The sequence below is a fragment of the Clostridium sp. CM038 genome (genome assembly GCF_055081105.1).
On the sequence record NZ_CM143651.1, the window covers coordinates 3,079,977 to 3,096,724 of the forward strand.

General features: G+C 30.5%; 17 protein-coding genes. 2 read left to right on the plus strand and 15 right to left on the minus strand.

Going from position 1 to position 16,748, the window contains the following annotated elements:
• Window positions 1-56 precede the first annotated feature (56 nt).
• From ACWJKS_RS14120 to ACWJKS_RS14135, 4 genes are all read right to left on the minus strand, one after another.
• Window positions 57-1,475, minus strand: a complete 1,419-nt coding sequence (locus ACWJKS_RS14120) for an IS1182 family transposase (RefSeq protein WP_268064117.1) — start codon at window positions 1,473-1,475, stop codon at window positions 57-59.
• Window positions 1,476-1,646: 171 nt separating this feature from the next.
• On the minus strand, window positions 1,647-2,831 hold the full coding sequence (locus ACWJKS_RS14125) for a transglutaminase domain-containing protein (RefSeq protein ID WP_462959811.1): 1,185 nt from the start codon (window positions 2,829-2,831) through the stop codon (window positions 1,647-1,649).
• Window positions 2,806-3,690 (minus strand): recombination regulator RecX, encoded by an 885-nt coding sequence (recX, locus tag ACWJKS_RS14130; RefSeq protein ID WP_258280637.1) that lies wholly within the window; start codon window positions 3,688-3,690, stop codon window positions 2,806-2,808. Before recX ends, ACWJKS_RS14125 begins: the two co-directional genes overlap by 26 nt.
• A gap of 2 nt (window positions 3,691-3,692) precedes the next feature.
• Complete coding sequence (locus ACWJKS_RS14135; protein ID WP_462959812.1) at window positions 3,693-4,943, minus strand: M16 family metallopeptidase; 1,251 nt, start codon at window positions 4,941-4,943, stop codon at window positions 3,693-3,695.
• A 287-nt stretch (window positions 4,944-5,230) separates the two neighbouring features.
• Between ACWJKS_RS14135 and ACWJKS_RS14140 the strand changes: the two genes are divergently transcribed.
• Window positions 5,231-5,755 carry a QueT transporter family protein gene (locus ACWJKS_RS14140; protein ID WP_187351392.1) on the plus strand — a complete coding sequence of 175 codons (525 nt, stop codon included), beginning with the start codon at window positions 5,231-5,233 and terminating at the stop codon, window positions 5,753-5,755.
• A 121-nt stretch (window positions 5,756-5,876) separates the two neighbouring features.
• Complete coding sequence (locus ACWJKS_RS14145) at window positions 5,877-7,448, plus strand: DEAD/DEAH box helicase (RefSeq protein ID WP_216302048.1); 1,572 nt, start codon at window positions 5,877-5,879, stop codon at window positions 7,446-7,448.
• A gap of 310 nt (window positions 7,449-7,758) precedes the next feature.
• On the opposite strand, the gene ACWJKS_RS14150 is transcribed toward ACWJKS_RS14145, so the two are convergent.
• From ACWJKS_RS14150 to ACWJKS_RS14200, 11 genes are all read right to left on the minus strand, one after another.
• Complete coding sequence (locus ACWJKS_RS14150) at window positions 7,759-8,460, minus strand: MgtC/SapB family protein (protein WP_165411724.1); 702 nt, start codon at window positions 8,458-8,460, stop codon at window positions 7,759-7,761.
• Window positions 8,461-8,487: 27 nt separating this feature from the next.
• Entirely contained in the window at window positions 8,488-8,979 is a 492-nt protein-coding gene (locus ACWJKS_RS14155; protein WP_216302011.1) for a UPF0158 family protein, read from the minus strand.
• 111 nt (window positions 8,980-9,090) lie between these two features.
• Entirely contained in the window at window positions 9,091-9,333 is a 243-nt protein-coding gene (locus ACWJKS_RS14160; protein WP_216302010.1) for a DUF1292 domain-containing protein, read from the minus strand.
• Window positions 9,334-9,458: 125 nt separating this feature from the next.
• Window positions 9,459-10,448: a biotin--[acetyl-CoA-carboxylase] ligase gene (locus ACWJKS_RS14165; RefSeq protein WP_462959813.1), complete on the minus strand. Its 990-nt coding sequence runs from the start codon at window positions 10,446-10,448 to the stop codon at window positions 9,459-9,461.
• Window positions 10,449-10,495: 47 nt separating this feature from the next.
• The gene (locus ACWJKS_RS14170; protein ID WP_220286035.1) at window positions 10,496-11,365 is read right to left on the minus strand and encodes a radical SAM protein; all 870 of its coding nucleotides are present in this window, start codon (window positions 11,363-11,365) and stop codon (window positions 10,496-10,498) included.
• Window positions 11,366-11,512: 147 nt separating this feature from the next.
• On the minus strand, window positions 11,513-12,142 hold the full coding sequence (locus ACWJKS_RS14175; protein WP_462959814.1) for an HD domain-containing protein: 630 nt from the start codon (window positions 12,140-12,142) through the stop codon (window positions 11,513-11,515).
• A 173-nt stretch (window positions 12,143-12,315) separates the two neighbouring features.
• Window positions 12,316-12,474 carry a hypothetical protein gene (locus tag ACWJKS_RS14180; RefSeq protein WP_165411718.1) on the minus strand — a complete coding sequence of 53 codons (159 nt, stop codon included), beginning with the start codon at window positions 12,472-12,474 and terminating at the stop codon, window positions 12,316-12,318.
• Between the two features lie 67 nt (window positions 12,475-12,541).
• The gene (locus ACWJKS_RS14185) at window positions 12,542-12,772 is read right to left on the minus strand and encodes a DUF1292 domain-containing protein (protein ID WP_165411717.1); all 231 of its coding nucleotides are present in this window, start codon (window positions 12,770-12,772) and stop codon (window positions 12,542-12,544) included.
• Between the two features lie 368 nt (window positions 12,773-13,140).
• On the minus strand, window positions 13,141-14,508 hold the full coding sequence (locus ACWJKS_RS14190) for a CCA tRNA nucleotidyltransferase (protein WP_462959815.1): 1,368 nt from the start codon (window positions 14,506-14,508) through the stop codon (window positions 13,141-13,143).
• Window positions 14,509-14,543: 35 nt separating this feature from the next.
• Window positions 14,544-15,407: a DUF6414 family protein gene (locus tag ACWJKS_RS14195; RefSeq protein ID WP_462959816.1), complete on the minus strand. Its 864-nt coding sequence runs from the start codon at window positions 15,405-15,407 to the stop codon at window positions 14,544-14,546.
• Window positions 15,408-15,527: 120 nt separating this feature from the next.
• Window positions 15,528-16,733: a DNA polymerase Y family protein gene (locus ACWJKS_RS14200; protein ID WP_462959817.1), complete on the minus strand. Its 1,206-nt coding sequence runs from the start codon at window positions 16,731-16,733 to the stop codon at window positions 15,528-15,530.
• Between the last annotated feature and the right edge of the window lie 15 nt (window positions 16,734-16,748).

The following is a 16,748-nucleotide window of genomic DNA, read 5'->3' on the forward strand; positions in this document are numbered from 1 at the left end:
AGGTTGTTTACAAACCCAGTATAATTTTTTTATTATACTGGGTTTTTTACATGCAATTATGCGATAGCATTTTGAGTTATGGATAAATTTAAAATAACAACTATCTTCTTAGTTAGAAAATCAAAAAACAGTAAAGATAGCAGGCTAGCTATCTTTTTCATATTCTGCACTGCTGCTGTAAGCAGACACTGCTCTTGCACATTTTCTAATCCACGCATATGGCAATAGCGAAGCCCATGCAGTTGTTTTGAATCTGCGAAGCTTCGCTCTATAGTTTCTTTTCTTCTTCTATATATATTTCTGCCTTTATCTGTTCTGGTGAACTTTACAACATCTTCTTTATACGTTTCCCAAACATGTCTTCTAATAGTTTTAAACTTGCTTTTTGCAGAAAAGCATTGAGCTCTATTTGGACATATCTCGCAATATTTTGCATTACCAACATATTCTTTATATCCTTCTCTTGTTGTCGTTTTATAATGTAAAGCCCTTAAGTCAGGGCATACGTAAATGTCCTGCTCTTTAACATATTGGAATTTATTTTTTGTGTACATTCCTTTTGTATGTGGAGACCTACGGTATCCCATTACAGATTTTAATTCCCTCTCATATAGTTCTTTACATATAAGATTTGTAGCATAACCAGCATCTGCACCAACATATTTTGTATTAAAATTAAACTTTTTTATTTGCACATCTAATCTATCGATATAAGGATCAACATCATTTATGTTTCCAGGAGTAACATACACATCAGTAATTATATTATGTCTGCTATCGACAGTTCTGTGATCTAAATATGAGAAGCCTTCCGGCTTGCCATCTCTCATCATATATCCACTGTCGGGGTCGGTTGTGCTAACTTTAGTTTCTTTTATTTTGGTAACAGGTTCTTTTTCCTTTAAAGGTTTTTTACCATGGTTTATTCTATCTTCTTCCACTGCTTTATTAAGTTCAGCTACATATTCTTTCGGCGTTTTTTCAACTTCAATTTTCACAAGCTTTCGCTTATTAGCATTTGCTTTTAGGTGTGTAGAGTCTGTGTAAAGTATTTTACCGGTTACCATCTTAAGATTTATAGCCTTAAATACTACTTCGTCAAATATTTTTTGAAACACATCTGTACCTTTAAACCGTCTACGTCTATTTTGGCTAATTGTTGAATGATCTGGAATAGGATCAGTAAGACTTAGTCCTAGAAACCATCTATAAGCCACATTTACTTCAATGTCCTTTACAAGTTGTCGTTCAGATTTTATTCCAAATAAGTACCCAATAAACAGCATTTTAAAAAGTATAATAGGATCTACGCCAGGTCTTCCATTATCTAAGCAGTAATATTTTTTAGTCAGTTCTCTTATAAAAGAGAAATCCATGTATTTATCTATATTTCTCAGAATATGGTCTTTAGGAACTAAATCTTCTAAATACACCATTTCTAGTTTTTGTTGTGTAAAATTCTTTTCATTAATCATAATAATGCCCTCCGAATTATAAAGTTTGTATACTATATATATTCGACATTGATGTCCTAAAATCCTTTTTGAATATAAAAAAAAACACTCCAATTTTAAATTAGAGTGTTTTACATTTTATGTTTGTCAACGGTCTGAGAATAGCTCCCTAAAACTTAGGGAGCTATTCTATTACCATTCTCCAGCTATATTCTCTCCTTTATGGTCTATATCAAATCTTTTACTATCATAATAATCCCCACCAATTAAAAATGTTGGATCTACATTAATCCAGGTGTTTTCTTCCTCTATATATACTTGATTCCAAGCATGGCTAACCCAATTACTTCCGTTGAATCCTTGGCCTGTTATAATTCTCACCTTTATATTATTAGCTCTGCACATAGCTACATATAGACATGCATAATCAAAACATATACCACTTTTCGAGTTAAAAGTTGGGATGGCACCCGATTTCGCTTCTAAATCGTTATTTAATACTCTATTTGCTTTTTCATCGCTATAAGCTATTTCACTACCTACCCATTTATAAATAACCCTTGCTCTCTCCCTTGTTCCACTTTTACCTTCAGCCAGGGTAATTGCAAACTTATTAATTTCATCATTAGACTTAACCCCTTGATCCAGAGTAATACCATTGTAATAAATTATACCTTTTGGCTTGTTTTGTAAATTAGGTTCTAAAGTAGAAGCCTCTTTTACTACAATTTTAAAAGAGTTATCTACAACATTCGGAAGCTTTTTTGCAAGCTTTGAATTAGTCAATGGAATAACTACCTCTTTGGATATATAATTATATATTTGTGATTCTTCCAAATACTTATTATATGTATCAGTTATATTAAGAAGTGATAGAAAATTAAATATGAAAGTAATAACAATTACATAACATATTGCTTTAGGCAACTGAAATACTGCACCTATAATTCTATTAAATAAAACACTTTTTTGCCTTACTTTGCGCTCTATGCTATCAAATAAAGGATAAAAAGTAATGTGAGAAATAATACTAATTACAAAATTTATAACACTATAAATTATTAATATCACTATTGGCATTATTAATATATAAATCACTAATGGTTTGCTATTAATAAACCCTATAACATTCATTGGTATACTTTTATATATTTTCTCATACATACCTTCATTGTGCTGAATAAGCACTTTTTTCGTATAATAAATACCTAGACATAAAGAAAGCAAAAAAGATATACTTTGAAAAACTCCCTCAATGCCACCTTTTAAATGCTCCGATGAGAATTTATATATAAACCCTTTAATTATTGGGTATATAAACAATAACAGTAAAATTAAGCTTACGGGCTCTTTAAACACTCCTATCACCGCTTTCATTAACAATATCTTCTGTGCCATTAATTAAATCTTTTAATACTTTTTTAATTTGATCCCACTGGAATCCTCTTCTTAAAAGATAGTCTCCTAGCTTTTTATATAGCTTTATTTTGTGCGATTCTGACTTGATTAATATGCTGTATCTTTTACTAGCTAACTCGTATAATTTATCATAATCTTCTTGATAAGTATCTTCGGAGGGCGCATTATCGCATGATTCCTCTCCTTTGTCATTTTCAGTTATCTTAGCCAAAACCTCTTTAATTATTTCGTAATCATATCCACTGCGAGCTAAATAGTCTGATGTTTTTTTATAAAGTTTTTTTGTATCCTTCTCACTCTTAGATATTGTAACGATTTTTTTTTCGCCTAATTTCAAAGCTGTTTCGAGCTGTTGCTCATTAGTTATCTTATTAAGTTCTTCTTTAATTAATTCTTTTGGAAGAGATTTTTTTAATAAATCAAACTTTATTTTATTTTTACCACTAGACCTGATTTTTTCTTTTATAAATAATTCAACAAACCGCTTATCATCAATAAAATCATACCGCTTTAAAAACTCCAGTACTCTATCTATAGTTTTAGTATCAAATTCCTTTATCGTTAATTTATCAACTACTTGTTTAGCCGATTTATTGCTTCTCTCCAAAAAGTGAAGTGCGCAGGTTTTCCCCTTAATATAATTATCTTCACTAGCTATATCTTCTAAATTCTGTTTGTCCATAACTCTGCCTTTTGTAATATTATGGATATATATAAGTTCTGCATCACAAGCAAATGCATATTCGCCATCCATATAGATGTTAACTCTCCGCTTATTTTTTTTTTGTATTTCAATTTTTGTTATAATACTACTCAATTTTACACTCTCTTTTCTGGTAAAAATATGTGAATTGTTGGCTCCTGCAATACTTTTCTTGAAATATTATATAGGTCTTCACTTTTAATATTCTCCATGTTATCCATATCATCAGTAAACTGATATATATCTTCATCGTCCATAGCTTGATGTATTACATAACTTCCAAGGTCTGTTGAGTCCTCTAAGGTTGAAGCTATAGCAGTTTTCATTATTTTTTTCATCAAGGCTATCGTATTATCGTCAAAAACTATTTTTTTACTTTCAATATCTTTAATAGCAGTATCTATTACATCGATTGCTTCCTCTACATTTTCTTCTGACACCGATGTATAAATATATAATATTTTAACGTTATTTGAAGTATCTAAATGAGTGTAAACATCATATGACAATCCTCTTTCTTCTCGAAGTTCTCTAAATAATATAGAATTAGAACTTTCTCCAAATTTATAGTTTAATATTCTAAGTGCTAATTCCTCATCTTTAGATAGTCCATTAAAGGTATATAAATACAGTATAGTGCATTGCTCAATTTCTTTTTTATATGAGATTTTTTTTATAGACTTATGATGTTCAAAAGTTGTTTTTTTCTTTTCAAATTTCCTCTTTGTCCAATCACCAAAATATTTGTTAACCATGTTTATTATATCCTCATGTTCAAACGACGATACAATAGATATGAATGAATTATTAGGCAAGTAATATTTGTTATAAAAATCAACAAGTTGCTTTCTTGTAACTTTTTTTATAATATTTTCGCTACCAATAGTATCTTCTCTAAGTGGACTATATTTAAAAGCAATTTCATTAATTCTCTTAAAGCTTAAATCTTCAATGTCATCATTAATCGTTCTAATTTCAGCGAGTATTACACCCCTTTCCTTTTCAATTTCATCAATTGGAAAGGTTGAATTTAATAGCATATCTCCGAGAAGTGTTAACGAGTTCTCTAATTCTTCATTTAAAATTGTAGCAGTATATACTGTACAATTAAAATCCGTGTATGCATTATATTCCCCACCTAAATTTTCTAGATTGCTGTTTAGTTCTTCGTTAGTTCTACCCTCAGTTCCTTTAAAAAGCATGTGTTCTATAAAATGTGCTATTCCCTTTTCATTTTTTTCTTCAAAAAGAGAACCTATGTTTACTCCAACATGAACTGCTGAAATTTGACTATCCTTTTTAATAGTAATAAGTTTAATACCATTACTTAATTGTGTTTGTTTTGTATTAAAAATTTCTTTACTCATCATATTCTCCTTTAACCAAAAACTATGTTATTAAATCATCACCTGCGAAGCTGTAATACTAACTTCAAAAAACAAATTCATATATATTTTAACTATATCATACTTTTAACTATTTTAGACCATAATTTCAACGTATTTAAAACTAGAATTAATCCCCTACAACCTCAGAAAATCTGAAAGCCCTATTGACTAATTGCGAAATATGGAGTAAAATAAAGATTCGAGTCAAATACTCATAGACAGTTCGTAACCATCCTGTCTTAAAATAAAACTACGGAGGCACAAAAATGAATATTAAATTAAATGAAGGAACTATGTCTGTAAAAATAAGAAAGATCGTTTTTGCAGCAATGGTGGCTGCTATTTATGTAGCCTTAACTCTAAGCTTATCGTTTTTCAGCTTTGGAGTTATTCAATATCGTATCGCTGAAGGACTTACTATTTTACCTTATTTTGCATCCTTTTCTATTCCTGGGCTGCTAATTGGTTGTATAGTTTCTAATATTATAAGTCCACTAGGTATTATGGATATGGTTTTCGGTTCCCTTGCAACGCTTATAGCTGCGATTTCAACTTACTATATTGGTAAAAGCAAACTTAAATTCAAAAGAATACTTGCTCCATTACCGGCTGTAGTAGTTAATGCCATTATTATAGGCATACTGTTAAAGCTTTTATATGTTAATGACATGCCCCTTATAGTTTGTATGCTGCAAGTTGCATGGGGAGAATTAGTCTGCTGTTATGGAATTGGATTGCCTCTTATTTATGTTATTGAGAAGAACTCAATTTTGAGGAATTTTTTTAAATAATTATAAAAAAGCAATTTGAATTTGCTTTTTTGATTTAATATTTATTATTTTGTATATATTTTTGTAATAATAAGATGTATTTGATACTTTATGAGAAGAAAGAGGAATTTTAATGAACAAAATTGACAAACTTAAATTTGATGAACTAGGACTAAGCGAATCCGTACTCCACGCTATACAAGATCTAAAATTTGAATATCCATCTGATATTCAAGCAAAAGCTATTCCAGTTGTACTAGATGGCTTTGATATTATAGGTCAAGCTCAAACAGGAACTGGTAAAACATTAGCCTTTGGTGCACCTATTTTAAGCCTAATGGAAAGACCAAATGGAAAAGTTCAAGCAATAATAATGTCTCCAACAAGAGAACTTGCTGTCCAAGTTGCTGAAGAACTTTCACGTATTGCAAGACATGAAAGAATTAAAATATTACCAATCTATGGTGGCCAATCTATTGATAGACAAATATCCGCTTTAAAAAGAGGAGTAGATATTGTAGTTGGAACTCCAGGAAGATTATTAGATCATATTAGAAAAGGCACTTTAAAACTCGCTAATGCTAAGTTTCTTGTTTTAGATGAAGCTGACGAAATGTTAAACATGGGCTTTATTGAAGATATTGAAAGCATTATAAGTAATTTAAGTGAAGATAGACAGACTTTACTTTTCTCAGCTACTATGCCAAGAGCTATTAAAATATTGTCAAAAAAATATATGCATCCTGAAACAAAGCTTATTGCAATAGAAAAGAAATCTTTGACTGTTTCTAAGATTGAACAATATTATTATGAAGTAAACCCAAAAAATAAATTTGAATCATTATGTAGAATTCTTGACGTTGATGCTCCTAAGACTTGTATACTATTCTGTAAAACTAAGAAGGGTGTAGATGAATTAGTTGATGCATTACAACCTAGAGGTTATACAGTAGAAGGTATGCACGGAGACATGAAACAAAGTCAAAGAATGAATACTCTTAAAAAATTCAAAGATGGTAATCTGAATTTCTTAATTGCAACAGATGTAGCTGCAAGAGGAATCGACGTTGAAAATGTTACTCATGTAATAAACTATGATTTACCACAAGATAGCGAATCATATATACATAGAATTGGTAGAACAGGTAGAGCTGGTAAAGAAGGCACAGCTTATAGTCTTATTACAAGACGAGAAGCATCTGCTATAAGACAAATTGAACGTGATACTAAAAGTATCATCGCTAAAAAAACTGTACCTACTATAACAGATATATTCGCTGCAAAATCAGAAACTATTTTAGATTCTATAAAATTAGTTCTAAAAGAAAATTTATATGAAAACTTTCTTCCACTAGGACAAAATCTTATAAAAGAATTTGGTGATGAAGATGTAGCTGCTTCCCTAATCAAAATTATTTTTGATAAAGAAGTTAACTATAACTATGCAGATGATGCTACAACTACAACTACAGATAATGTTAGACTATTCTTATCTATAGGAAGAATGGATGAAGTTATGACTAAAGATATTATATCTTTCCTATGCGAGACTGCTAACATTAATAAAAATGAACTTGGCCGCATTGATATTTTAGATAAATTTTCTTTCTTAGATGTTCCTGCGAACTTAGTAGATTCTATTCTAAACAATAGTTCAGGTAAGAAATTAAATAGTAGAAAAGTAAATATTGAAGTAGCTAAATCTAGAAGATAGATTTGTTAAATCAAAAGAGCACTTATTAATAAGTGCTCTTTTTTCGCGTATATTTACTTTTAACGGCATTTCAGAAGGAAAGTCTCCCACTTCTATAAATTGGAGTATAAATCACCTTCTGAAGTCATTAATATTTCAGCTCCGCAGGCGATGATTTGATTATTTTATCGTCTCTTTTAACATACAATATAAATGGGGTGATAATAATGAATAAATTTAAAAAACTTATTTACACATTGATTTTTATCTTGTTAATTGAGATTTCGCTAATATATGTAATTTATAAATAAGTACACTTATTATTTTTCTCTTATAATATAGTTGCTTTGTATATTTCTTCAAAAGCACATAGTTTTTGCACAATCCCACTGCTCTTTATATGTCTGGGTGCTAAAATTGTATACATTGTTGTGCTGTAATCTGGATTTTCATCTTCCTCATCAATTGAAAAATCTATATTTTTAACTTTTATGCCCATACCATCAAAGTACTGTTCTAATTTTTCCACCATGTTTTTCTTGTTAACGTATTGAATTTCTATTTTAAGAATATTAATGTTTTTAAATAACTTAGCTTCAAAAGTCTTAAGAAATACTAATACTATAAAAACAAATATAGTTGATAATATACTTAAAGTATAATAACCTTGACCAACTGCAAGTCCAATACATGCCACAGTCCATAAACTTGCTGCAGTAGTAAGTCCTTTTACTGATCCCTTCTCATGTATAATAGTCCCTGCCCCTAAGAATCCTACTCCCGATATAACTTGCGCCCCAAGTCTTCCAATATCTGCTTTCATGACATTTTGGAGTTCTGGGTGCCGCAGTATCATATTAGTTGTTTCTTGAATTGAATATAATTGTATCATTGAGGTAACTGCCGCGCCTAGACATACTAATATATGAGTTCTAAAACCAGCTGGTCTATTCTTATATTCTCTCTCATATCCAATTAAGCCACCAACTAAAACTGCAAGCGCGAGCCTTATTGCTACTTCATATACTAACATATATATACCTCCAACAAATAGGTTGCTTTAATTTAAATACTTTAATTCAATACCAATTGACATTAACCATGTTCTAACAAATTCTTCTATGCATTTATCTTCATATTCATACCATCCATCTGTTGCATTTGGTTTATCCATTAGAATATGTTTAAAACTTTTTATAGGTTCTTCACTTATTAGTGCCCTTTTTAATTCTAGCTTTAAATCTGAATTACTAATTATACTATTAACATATTTTTTCATTGCACTTATATAAAAGTCTTCATCTATTAGAGGAGTGCTTAAATATCTATTAACCTCATCTTCGCTAATAAGTATAGCAGTGATGACAAATTCTTTTAACCACTTATCAAATGTATCTTCTTTTAAAGTCCCATTTTCTAATGCTACACTTACTTCTGTAGGAATATATATAACCTCACCAGTAGTTGTGTCTAGAAAGCTTTTCCCTAAATTGTCATCAACATGCGAAATTGTTTCTATAAGTGCTTCCATATTAATTTCTACTAAATTCAAAATTTCACCTCCTCCAGTTACTACAATAATTTTTAATATCTAAAAAAATTATAATATTTATAGTAAAAACCCAATAAACCTTACCGATTTATTGGGTTATTGGTCTACTATTTATTCCTCAAAAGATGAATCATATTCTTCTAAAACTCTTTCAAATTCTTCTTCATCTTCTACTGCAATATATTGCTCTTTACCATCTACCACTTCTATTTTATAGACAAAAGCATCATCTTCTTCTCCTATAGGAGCTAATAAAGCATATTTATTTTCATCTAACTCAATAATTTCGATTAATTCAAAATCAACCTTTGCTCCATCTTCATCTAACATTGTTATAATTTTATTTTCTTCCATGTCTATTCTCCTTTCAACCTTAATAACCACATTATACCGTTAATCTAGCTATACTGTCTATATAAAAATATAGATTAAATAACATTTCAAAAGGAAATTATCCCTTAAACATATGAAACATCAGTTTATTTACTATATCCGGAAATTCCTCTTATAGAAACTTCTCCTGAAACAATATATTCTACTATCCCTTTGTAATTTTCAATTACTAATTCTCCTTGATCACTTATATCTATTGCCTTAGCTGTTGTTACTTTTCCTCTATTAATCAATTGGATTTCTTTACCTATAAGCATGGAATTTTTTCTGCAAATCTGTATAGTTTCTTCTATATTTCCATTTTGAATAAAATCACTATATAGCTCCTCAAAAATGTTTAATATGTTGGCAAGCAAAAGCTTCCTCTCCATGTATTTACCACTCGCAAGCTTTATAGACGTAGCCACATCTTTTAGATCAATTGGTATATCTTCTTTTTCCACATTTACATTTATACCAATTCCCATAACTAAATAATTAATATGATCTACTTCACCACTCATTTCTGTTAATATACCACATACTTTTTTACCATCAAATACTATATCGTTAGGCCACTTAATACTAGTTTTAATTCCCATTTTCATAATAGCTTTTTGAACTGCTGCTGCCCCAAGTAGGGTTATTTGTGATATATTTTCTGTGTTAATATTTGGTCTAAGTATTATGGACATCCATATGCCCTTGTGCTTTGGAGATACCCAATTTCGTCCGAGCCTTCCACGTCCTAATGTTTGTTCTTCACTTATTATAACTGTGCCGTGATCTTGCTTTGTCTCCGCAAGCTCTTTAGCTTTAGAGTTAGTTGACCCTATAGAATCATAGTGAATAATATTTCTACCTATGTATTTTGTACTTAAAAAATTTTTAATTTCCTCAAATGTAAGTATATCCGGTGAGGAAATTATTCTATAACCCTTTCTTGAAATTGCTTCAACTTCGTAGCCATCCTCTTTAATTATATTTATATGTTTCCAAATAGCTGCACGGCTAACGCCTAAATCTTCACTAATTTTTTGACCAGACACAAAATTATTTCCACTGTCCTTAAGTAGCCTAATGATTTTTTCCTTCATAACATCCACACCCTTTTTTGTTTTACCAAATTCTGAGGAAAGTCGTTTTATAGTCTTCTGTATTCCTCTTGCCTATACCTATATTTTCCTTTCAGTACAAGGTCAATGTCTCCCACTAACTGATTTTTATCTTGTGGCAATGTTCCAGAAAGTGCCATATAATTTGAAGCATGATTGCTTCTGAAAACACAGTTAGCAACTTCTACATTTTTAAGGAACTCTCTCATCTCATACATTATTTGTTCTGGCGTTAATATATGAAAAGTCCCGTTCTGTACATCCTCATATATAGGGGTTCCCCTCTCTAACATTAAAGTTAAAAATCCTACATAATCTGGGTTTATAGCGCTTATAAGTTTAGCCGATTCTATTGCATGTTCACTTATTTTTTCTGTGCCACCTATTCCTGAAATCAAGGTAGTGGATAACTTTATCCCACTTTCTTTAACCTTGCAGCCTGCAATAATCATTTCCTCAGCAGTTACGCCCTTATTTATACTTTTTAATATTTCATTACTTCCAGATTCAACACCTAGATACACAATCCCAACGCCAAGATCCTTAAGCTGCCTAAGATCCGCTAAAGATTTTCTCAAAATATCACTAGGAGCAGCATAAATCCCTACTCTTTCACACTGAGGGAACAATTCTCTTATTTTTAATAAAATCAATTTCAATTTATTAGTTTCAATAACTAAAGCATCTCCATCTGCTAGAAATATCTTTTTAACTACCCTATATGTTGATTTAGCATGCTGTAAATCAACCATAATATCTTTTAAATCACGTATTCTAAACTTCTTATCTTTGTACATATTGCAAAAGCTGCACGCATTATGTGAACATCCGATTGTAACTTGCAGTATAAGACTGTAAGCCTCACTTGGTGGTCTGTATACTGTTCCTTCATACCTCACTGTAATCATCTCCAAACTTCGTAAATTCAATGAATTTTATTTGTTGCATACTTTATTAGTATATCATAGGTTTTTCCATAAAAATAAATCCTTTTTATACTATACTCGTTAAACTCACAAAGTAATTTAGTGCTTAATCTATGTAAATTATTTTGAGCGCGATAAATACTCTTCACAAGTGCGAATAAAAGATTTAATATTTTCTTTCTCCTCTTTAACTTTATCCTCACTGATTTCCCCTCTACCAAGTCTATCACACTGTGATAATAAGGCAATTTCTTTAAAAGATATTTCTTGCGACATGTTTTTCATATCCCCAAAAGGTAATTTTTTGTTTACAAAAAGAGTTTGCATATGCCATCTAACTAAAGCTGAAACTTGATTAATTAATTCGACCTCATCTGTAAGCGCTTCAAGAAATTTTATGCTAAGCTCTTCACCAACCTTGTCATGGTCATAAGACGTTATTTTTCCTTTCCTGATTTTTGTAGTAGGTGCTTTCCCTAAATCATGTAATAATGCCCCCCACATAAACGCTCTAGGACATTCACTTTTCTCCTTTACTTTTGCTGCATTATCCACAACTAACATTGTGTGAATCCATACATTTCCTTCTGGGTGATACTGTGGAGATTGGGGAATATCTACTAAACGACTTAACAATGTATATGGATATTCATTAAAGATGATCTTATTATTTATTATTTTATCGAAATATATAGACGGCTTATTATCTTCCATTAAATGCCTCTCAAATTCTTCAAACATTTTTATCATATATTAAGTCCTTTCTATCTATTATTGATATTTTTTTATTTACATCACATTTTGTTATTATAACAAAAAGAGCAAGCTAACCTTTATTTAAACTATATACTATCATAGCTTAGATAACAAACACCTGCTCTTTTTATTAATGTATCTTTTATTAGTTGTTTTTTTTCAGATACCTAATATCCATTTTTTTTGGTTTCAAAAACACTTTCGTTATATGCGCTTTCTTCAACGGTTTGAATAATTTGATTTTTAGAATGTCCATTTTGTGTTTTTGTATCTTTCTTAATATAATCACGTAAATTTTCCTTCTTAGCTTCTTCACGACTCTTCATATATACTCCTCCTAATTACTTATTATTACTACATACTTCTAAATATGTTGCCTCTGCCACCGCAGTATTACTGCTCGCTAAACTTCTGTAATACTTTTTTAAACTCTTGGCCCTGTCCTATGGACAAGTATTCTGTTTCTCCATTAACTACAACTGACTTGTAAGCATATGCCTCATCCGAATCTTTAGGACCAACTATCACATATTCATTTCCATCCATTTTAATAGCATCGATCAGTTCTAAGTCGACTTTCTCACCATTTTCATTTAGTACAGTAATTATTTCACTAGCTTTCAAACACTACACCTTCTCTCATGTATTATTTTGTGCCTAAGTAAATGTTTTATACCAAATTTTCATAATAACTCAAAAGGAAATCTCCTAGAATAAAAAAAATGCATCCGTATAACTTTCCCCTGTGCGACCTGAAATCATTTCCAGAGAAAGTTCATACTATTATGCATATCTATATTTGAAGGAGATACTATTCAAGAGCTTCTAACACTCTTTGAAGCAAATGGAGCATTACATTTTGATATTTCACCTATTGAAGGAACTCCTATAAAGGATTTAATACCTATGATTCTAAAAACTATGAAAAATAAGGGAAGTAAAGAACCTTTACTTGAAGAAATAGGAGAAGAGTAGTCTTCGATTTTAGTTTTTCACTTTACATATTCATCATAAATTATAGCTAAAAGTTTCTCTTTACTATTCAATTGCGGATTTTCTAATACTTTATCTAAAAGAAATCTAAGCATATCACCTATTTTTTCTCCTGGTTTAATAGAAAATTCACTCATTAAATCTCCACCGTTTATTGCAAGTTCTTTTATAGATAGTGGAACTTTAGATTCTAAGATAGCTAATGTTTTTTCTTCTACCTTATTAATTTCTTTTAATCTCACTTCTGGAAAACGTGAACCTAGTGCATCCGCTCTTTGCAAGGCGAAGAGATCACATACTAAATCTACACCCACTCTATTAATAAGACGTTTTACAGAAGCATCTGTTGGTTTTGTAAGCACATTCATATGTTCCTTTACTAAAACACTAATTTCACTTATACTTTGATTATCAAATCTAAGACGCCCTAGTATTTGCTCAGATAATATAACACCTTTTTTATCATGTCCATAAAAATGACCTATCCCATCTTTGTCAATAGTGAAACAGTAAGGTTTAGCTATGTCATGTAATAATGCTGCTATTCTCACATTAAGTGAATGTGGGCATTTTTCCACAACCGACAAAGTATGTTCAAATATATCTTTATCATGATGAGGATTTTGCTGATTAAACCCTACAGCTAATTGAATCTCTGGTAGTATGACCTCTAATAGTTTAGTCTCTTCAAGTAATCTTAAAGCTTTTGTTGTATAATTAGATACCATCATTTTGCATAATTCATCTCTAATTCTTTCATTACTTACATTTAATATAAGTAACGAATTTGCTTTTATAGCCTCTAAAGTTTTTTCTTCTATTTCAAAATCTAACCTGGCTGAAAAACGAATAGCTCTAAGCATTCTTAGCGCATCTTCTTGAAACCTTTTATTAGGCTCGCCTACAGCTCTAATTATTTTATTCTCTAAATCTTCGGTGCCACCAAAATAATCTATAAGCCCATCTTCCTCATTAAAAGCTAAAGCATTTATAGTGAAATCACGTCTTGCTAAGTCTTCTTTTAAATTTAAAACAAAAGTAACACCATCCGGTCTTCTATTGTCCAAGTATTCACCATCTATTCTGTAAGTTGTAACTTCGTATCCATCTCCATTTATCATAACAGTAACAGTTCCGTGTTCTATACCTGTAGGCACAGTTTTGTCAAAGAGTTTGATAACCTCTTGTGGTAGGGCATTGGTAGTTACATCATAGTCCTTGGGCATGGATGTCCCGATTTTGGAATCACGTATACTTCCTCCCACTATATAAGATTCATATCCATTATTTTTTAAAGTGTCTAAAATTACTTTTACATCATTTGGTATAAACATAAAGCCTACAAATATAGTATTATCTTTAATCATTCCACTCACCCTTTATTTTCACTGTAATCTTAATTCTAAATATACATTGCTATAGGTATAATTTCAATCACAGATCCGGTAATTTCTATTTGTTTTTTATCATAATCACTAATTAAACTTGTATCTTTTAGAAATCTATTTTTAAATTCTTTAAAATACTCTTCATTCAAATAATCAAAGTATGTGCCACTTAGTAAACTATAGTTATTAATTTCATTTTCCTTTGGAATTTTTACCACCTTACCAAGGACAGTGATTTTAGCACCTTCAATATAATCTAAATTGTCTGCCATATTTTTTATCTCTAAGGGCACTACAACTTTTGTATTGCTCGTCCCTATATTACTACTAATGAATTTTAAACATTTTTCTCTTTTACAATTTTCCATATCATCTTTCAAGACCTTTAAAACTTGCTTCTTAACTCTTTGCTCTTGGCTTTCAGCACCGTTTTCCACAGTTTCCGGTGAAAAAGCCAATTGCATTTCCATAACCCTAATCATATCTTCTATATATTCTATAACTGGATTTTTATACAATTCACTAGTAAACTGAACAAAATCAAATTCCTTCATATTCTTTACATCACTCTCATTATTTATAACCTTTAACAAACTTTGATCATTTAGTATATTTTTTATCCTTGACAGTATTGTTATTACAATCGAAACTCTTTCTTCAATTTTCTGCGACGAGAATTCATTAAGAAGTTGAACATTTAAATCTCCTTGCCTTATTTTACCACAAGTAAGTTCATATAATGGTGTATTGGTACTAATAGTTAACTGTTTTCTCGTACTTTCACTTTTGATTTCGGCAAATTCCTGTATTACAATTGTATATAAATTATTTATCATATTTTCATTAAGGTATAATGGTATAAGTGCTCGATTATCCATATTTACATATACCTCCGTTACATTTTCTCAAATAATACTTCTTACCTAGTCTATATCATTTTTTTATTATTTAGAACAACAGTGTATAATATATGTTTGTTCTCTTTGCGACTTAATAAACTATTTATTTTTTAGAAATACTGATTTCATAACTGAAGTTTCACCATATTTGCGTCTAATACGGTCTATAGTTTTGTCTATTGCCCTTTTCTTTTCATCAGAATCATTACCAATATCAAAAATTGATATTTGTTTGAAATTATCCTCACTTAGATTATTAAGAGAAACTCCTAGTAGTCTTATTGGATCTCCCTTCCATAATTCATCAAAAAGTTTTTTTACTGTTTTTAGTATTTCCTGCGTTGAATCTGTAGCACTTTTTAAAGTCGTGCTACGCGAATAATCAACAAATTCATGATTCCTTATAGTTATGCAAATACAGTAACAGCATTTTTTTATATTTCTTAATCTAGAAGCTGTGTGCTCTACTAATGCTAATAATATTTTATAGGCTTCATCTTTACTTTTAACATCTTCTGATAATGTAGTCGAATTGCTTATTCCTTTTAGCTCATGTTTATTTGACTTTACCTCTCTATTATCTATACCATTGGCATATTTCCACATCATAAGTCCACTACTTTTAAAGTGGTATTTCAAAAATCCAACATCATACTGAGCTAAATCTCCTATAGTAAATATGTTTAAATTATTAAGCCTAGGAACGGTTCTCTTTCCAACCATGAAAAGCTCACCAACTGGAAGATTCCACAGTTTCTTTTCTATTTCATTTTCATAAAGCGTATGCACTTTATCAGGTTTCTCAAAATCAGATGCCATCTTAGCTAGAAGCTTAACATTTGATATGCCCACATTTACTGTAAATCCAAGTTCATTTTTTATTCTGTCCTTAATATCCCAAGCTATCTTGAGTGCTGCTTCTTTTGAGGTATTATAACTTGTCATATCTAGAAAACATTCATCTATAGAAAATTTCTCCACATAAGGTGTATAGTCTCCAAAAATTTCTCTCATACTTCTACTACATCTTTCATATAACCTAAAGTCAGGTGATATAACTATCATGTTTTTACACTTCTTTCTTGCAGTAAATAAACTCTCTCCTGTTATTATTCCACTTTTTTTAGCTATCATAGATTTTGCGAGTACTACTCCTCTTCTAGACTCCGCGTCCCCGCCTATTACCGAGGCTATATCTCTTAAATCAATATCCGAGCCTTTTCTAAGTTTATCCGTAGCACTCCAAGAAAGAAACGCTGAATTAACATCTATATGAAATATAAGTTTCTCTTTTAATTTAATCATCTAATCTCATCCTTT

What these genes read in the sequence shown, in the direction of transcription:
- ACWJKS_RS14190 (WP_462959815.1), bottom strand. Translation starts at nt 14,508, where the DNA reads ATGATTAAAGATAATACTATATTTGTAGGCTTTATGTTTATACCAAAT.
- ACWJKS_RS14175 (WP_462959814.1), bottom strand. Translation starts at nt 12,142, where the DNA reads ATGATAAAAATGTTTGAAGAATTTGAGAGGCATTTAATGGAAGATAAT.
- ACWJKS_RS14125 (WP_462959811.1), bottom strand. Translation starts at nt 2,831, where the DNA reads ATGAAAGCGGTGATAGGAGTGTTTAAAGAGCCCGTAAGCTTAATTTTA.
- ACWJKS_RS14200 (WP_462959817.1), bottom strand. Translation starts at nt 16,733, where the DNA reads ATGATTAAATTAAAAGAGAAACTTATATTTCATATAGATGTTAATTCA.
- ACWJKS_RS14135 (WP_462959812.1), bottom strand. Translation starts at nt 4,943, where the DNA reads ATGAGTAAAGAAATTTTTAATACAAAACAAACACAATTAAGTAATGGT.
- ACWJKS_RS14180 (WP_165411718.1), bottom strand. Translation starts at nt 12,474, where the DNA reads ATGAAGAGTCGTGAAGAAGCTAAGAAGGAAAATTTACGTGATTATATT.
- ACWJKS_RS14195 (WP_462959816.1), bottom strand. Translation starts at nt 15,407, where the DNA reads ATGGATAATCGAGCACTTATACCATTATACCTTAATGAAAATATGATA.
- ACWJKS_RS14150 (WP_165411724.1), bottom strand. Translation starts at nt 8,460, where the DNA reads ATGTTAGTATATGAAGTAGCAATAAGGCTCGCGCTTGCAGTTTTAGTT.
- ACWJKS_RS14140 (WP_187351392.1), top strand. Translation starts at nt 5,231, where the DNA reads ATGAATATTAAATTAAATGAAGGAACTATGTCTGTAAAAATAAGAAAG.
- ACWJKS_RS14165 (WP_462959813.1), bottom strand. Translation starts at nt 10,448, where the DNA reads ATGAAGGAAAAAATCATTAGGCTACTTAAGGACAGTGGAAATAATTTT.
- ACWJKS_RS14120 (WP_268064117.1), bottom strand. Translation starts at nt 1,475, where the DNA reads ATGATTAATGAAAAGAATTTTACACAACAAAAACTAGAAATGGTGTAT.
- ACWJKS_RS14160 (WP_216302010.1), bottom strand. Translation starts at nt 9,333, where the DNA reads ATGGAAGAAAATAAAATTATAACAATGTTAGATGAAGATGGAGCAAAG.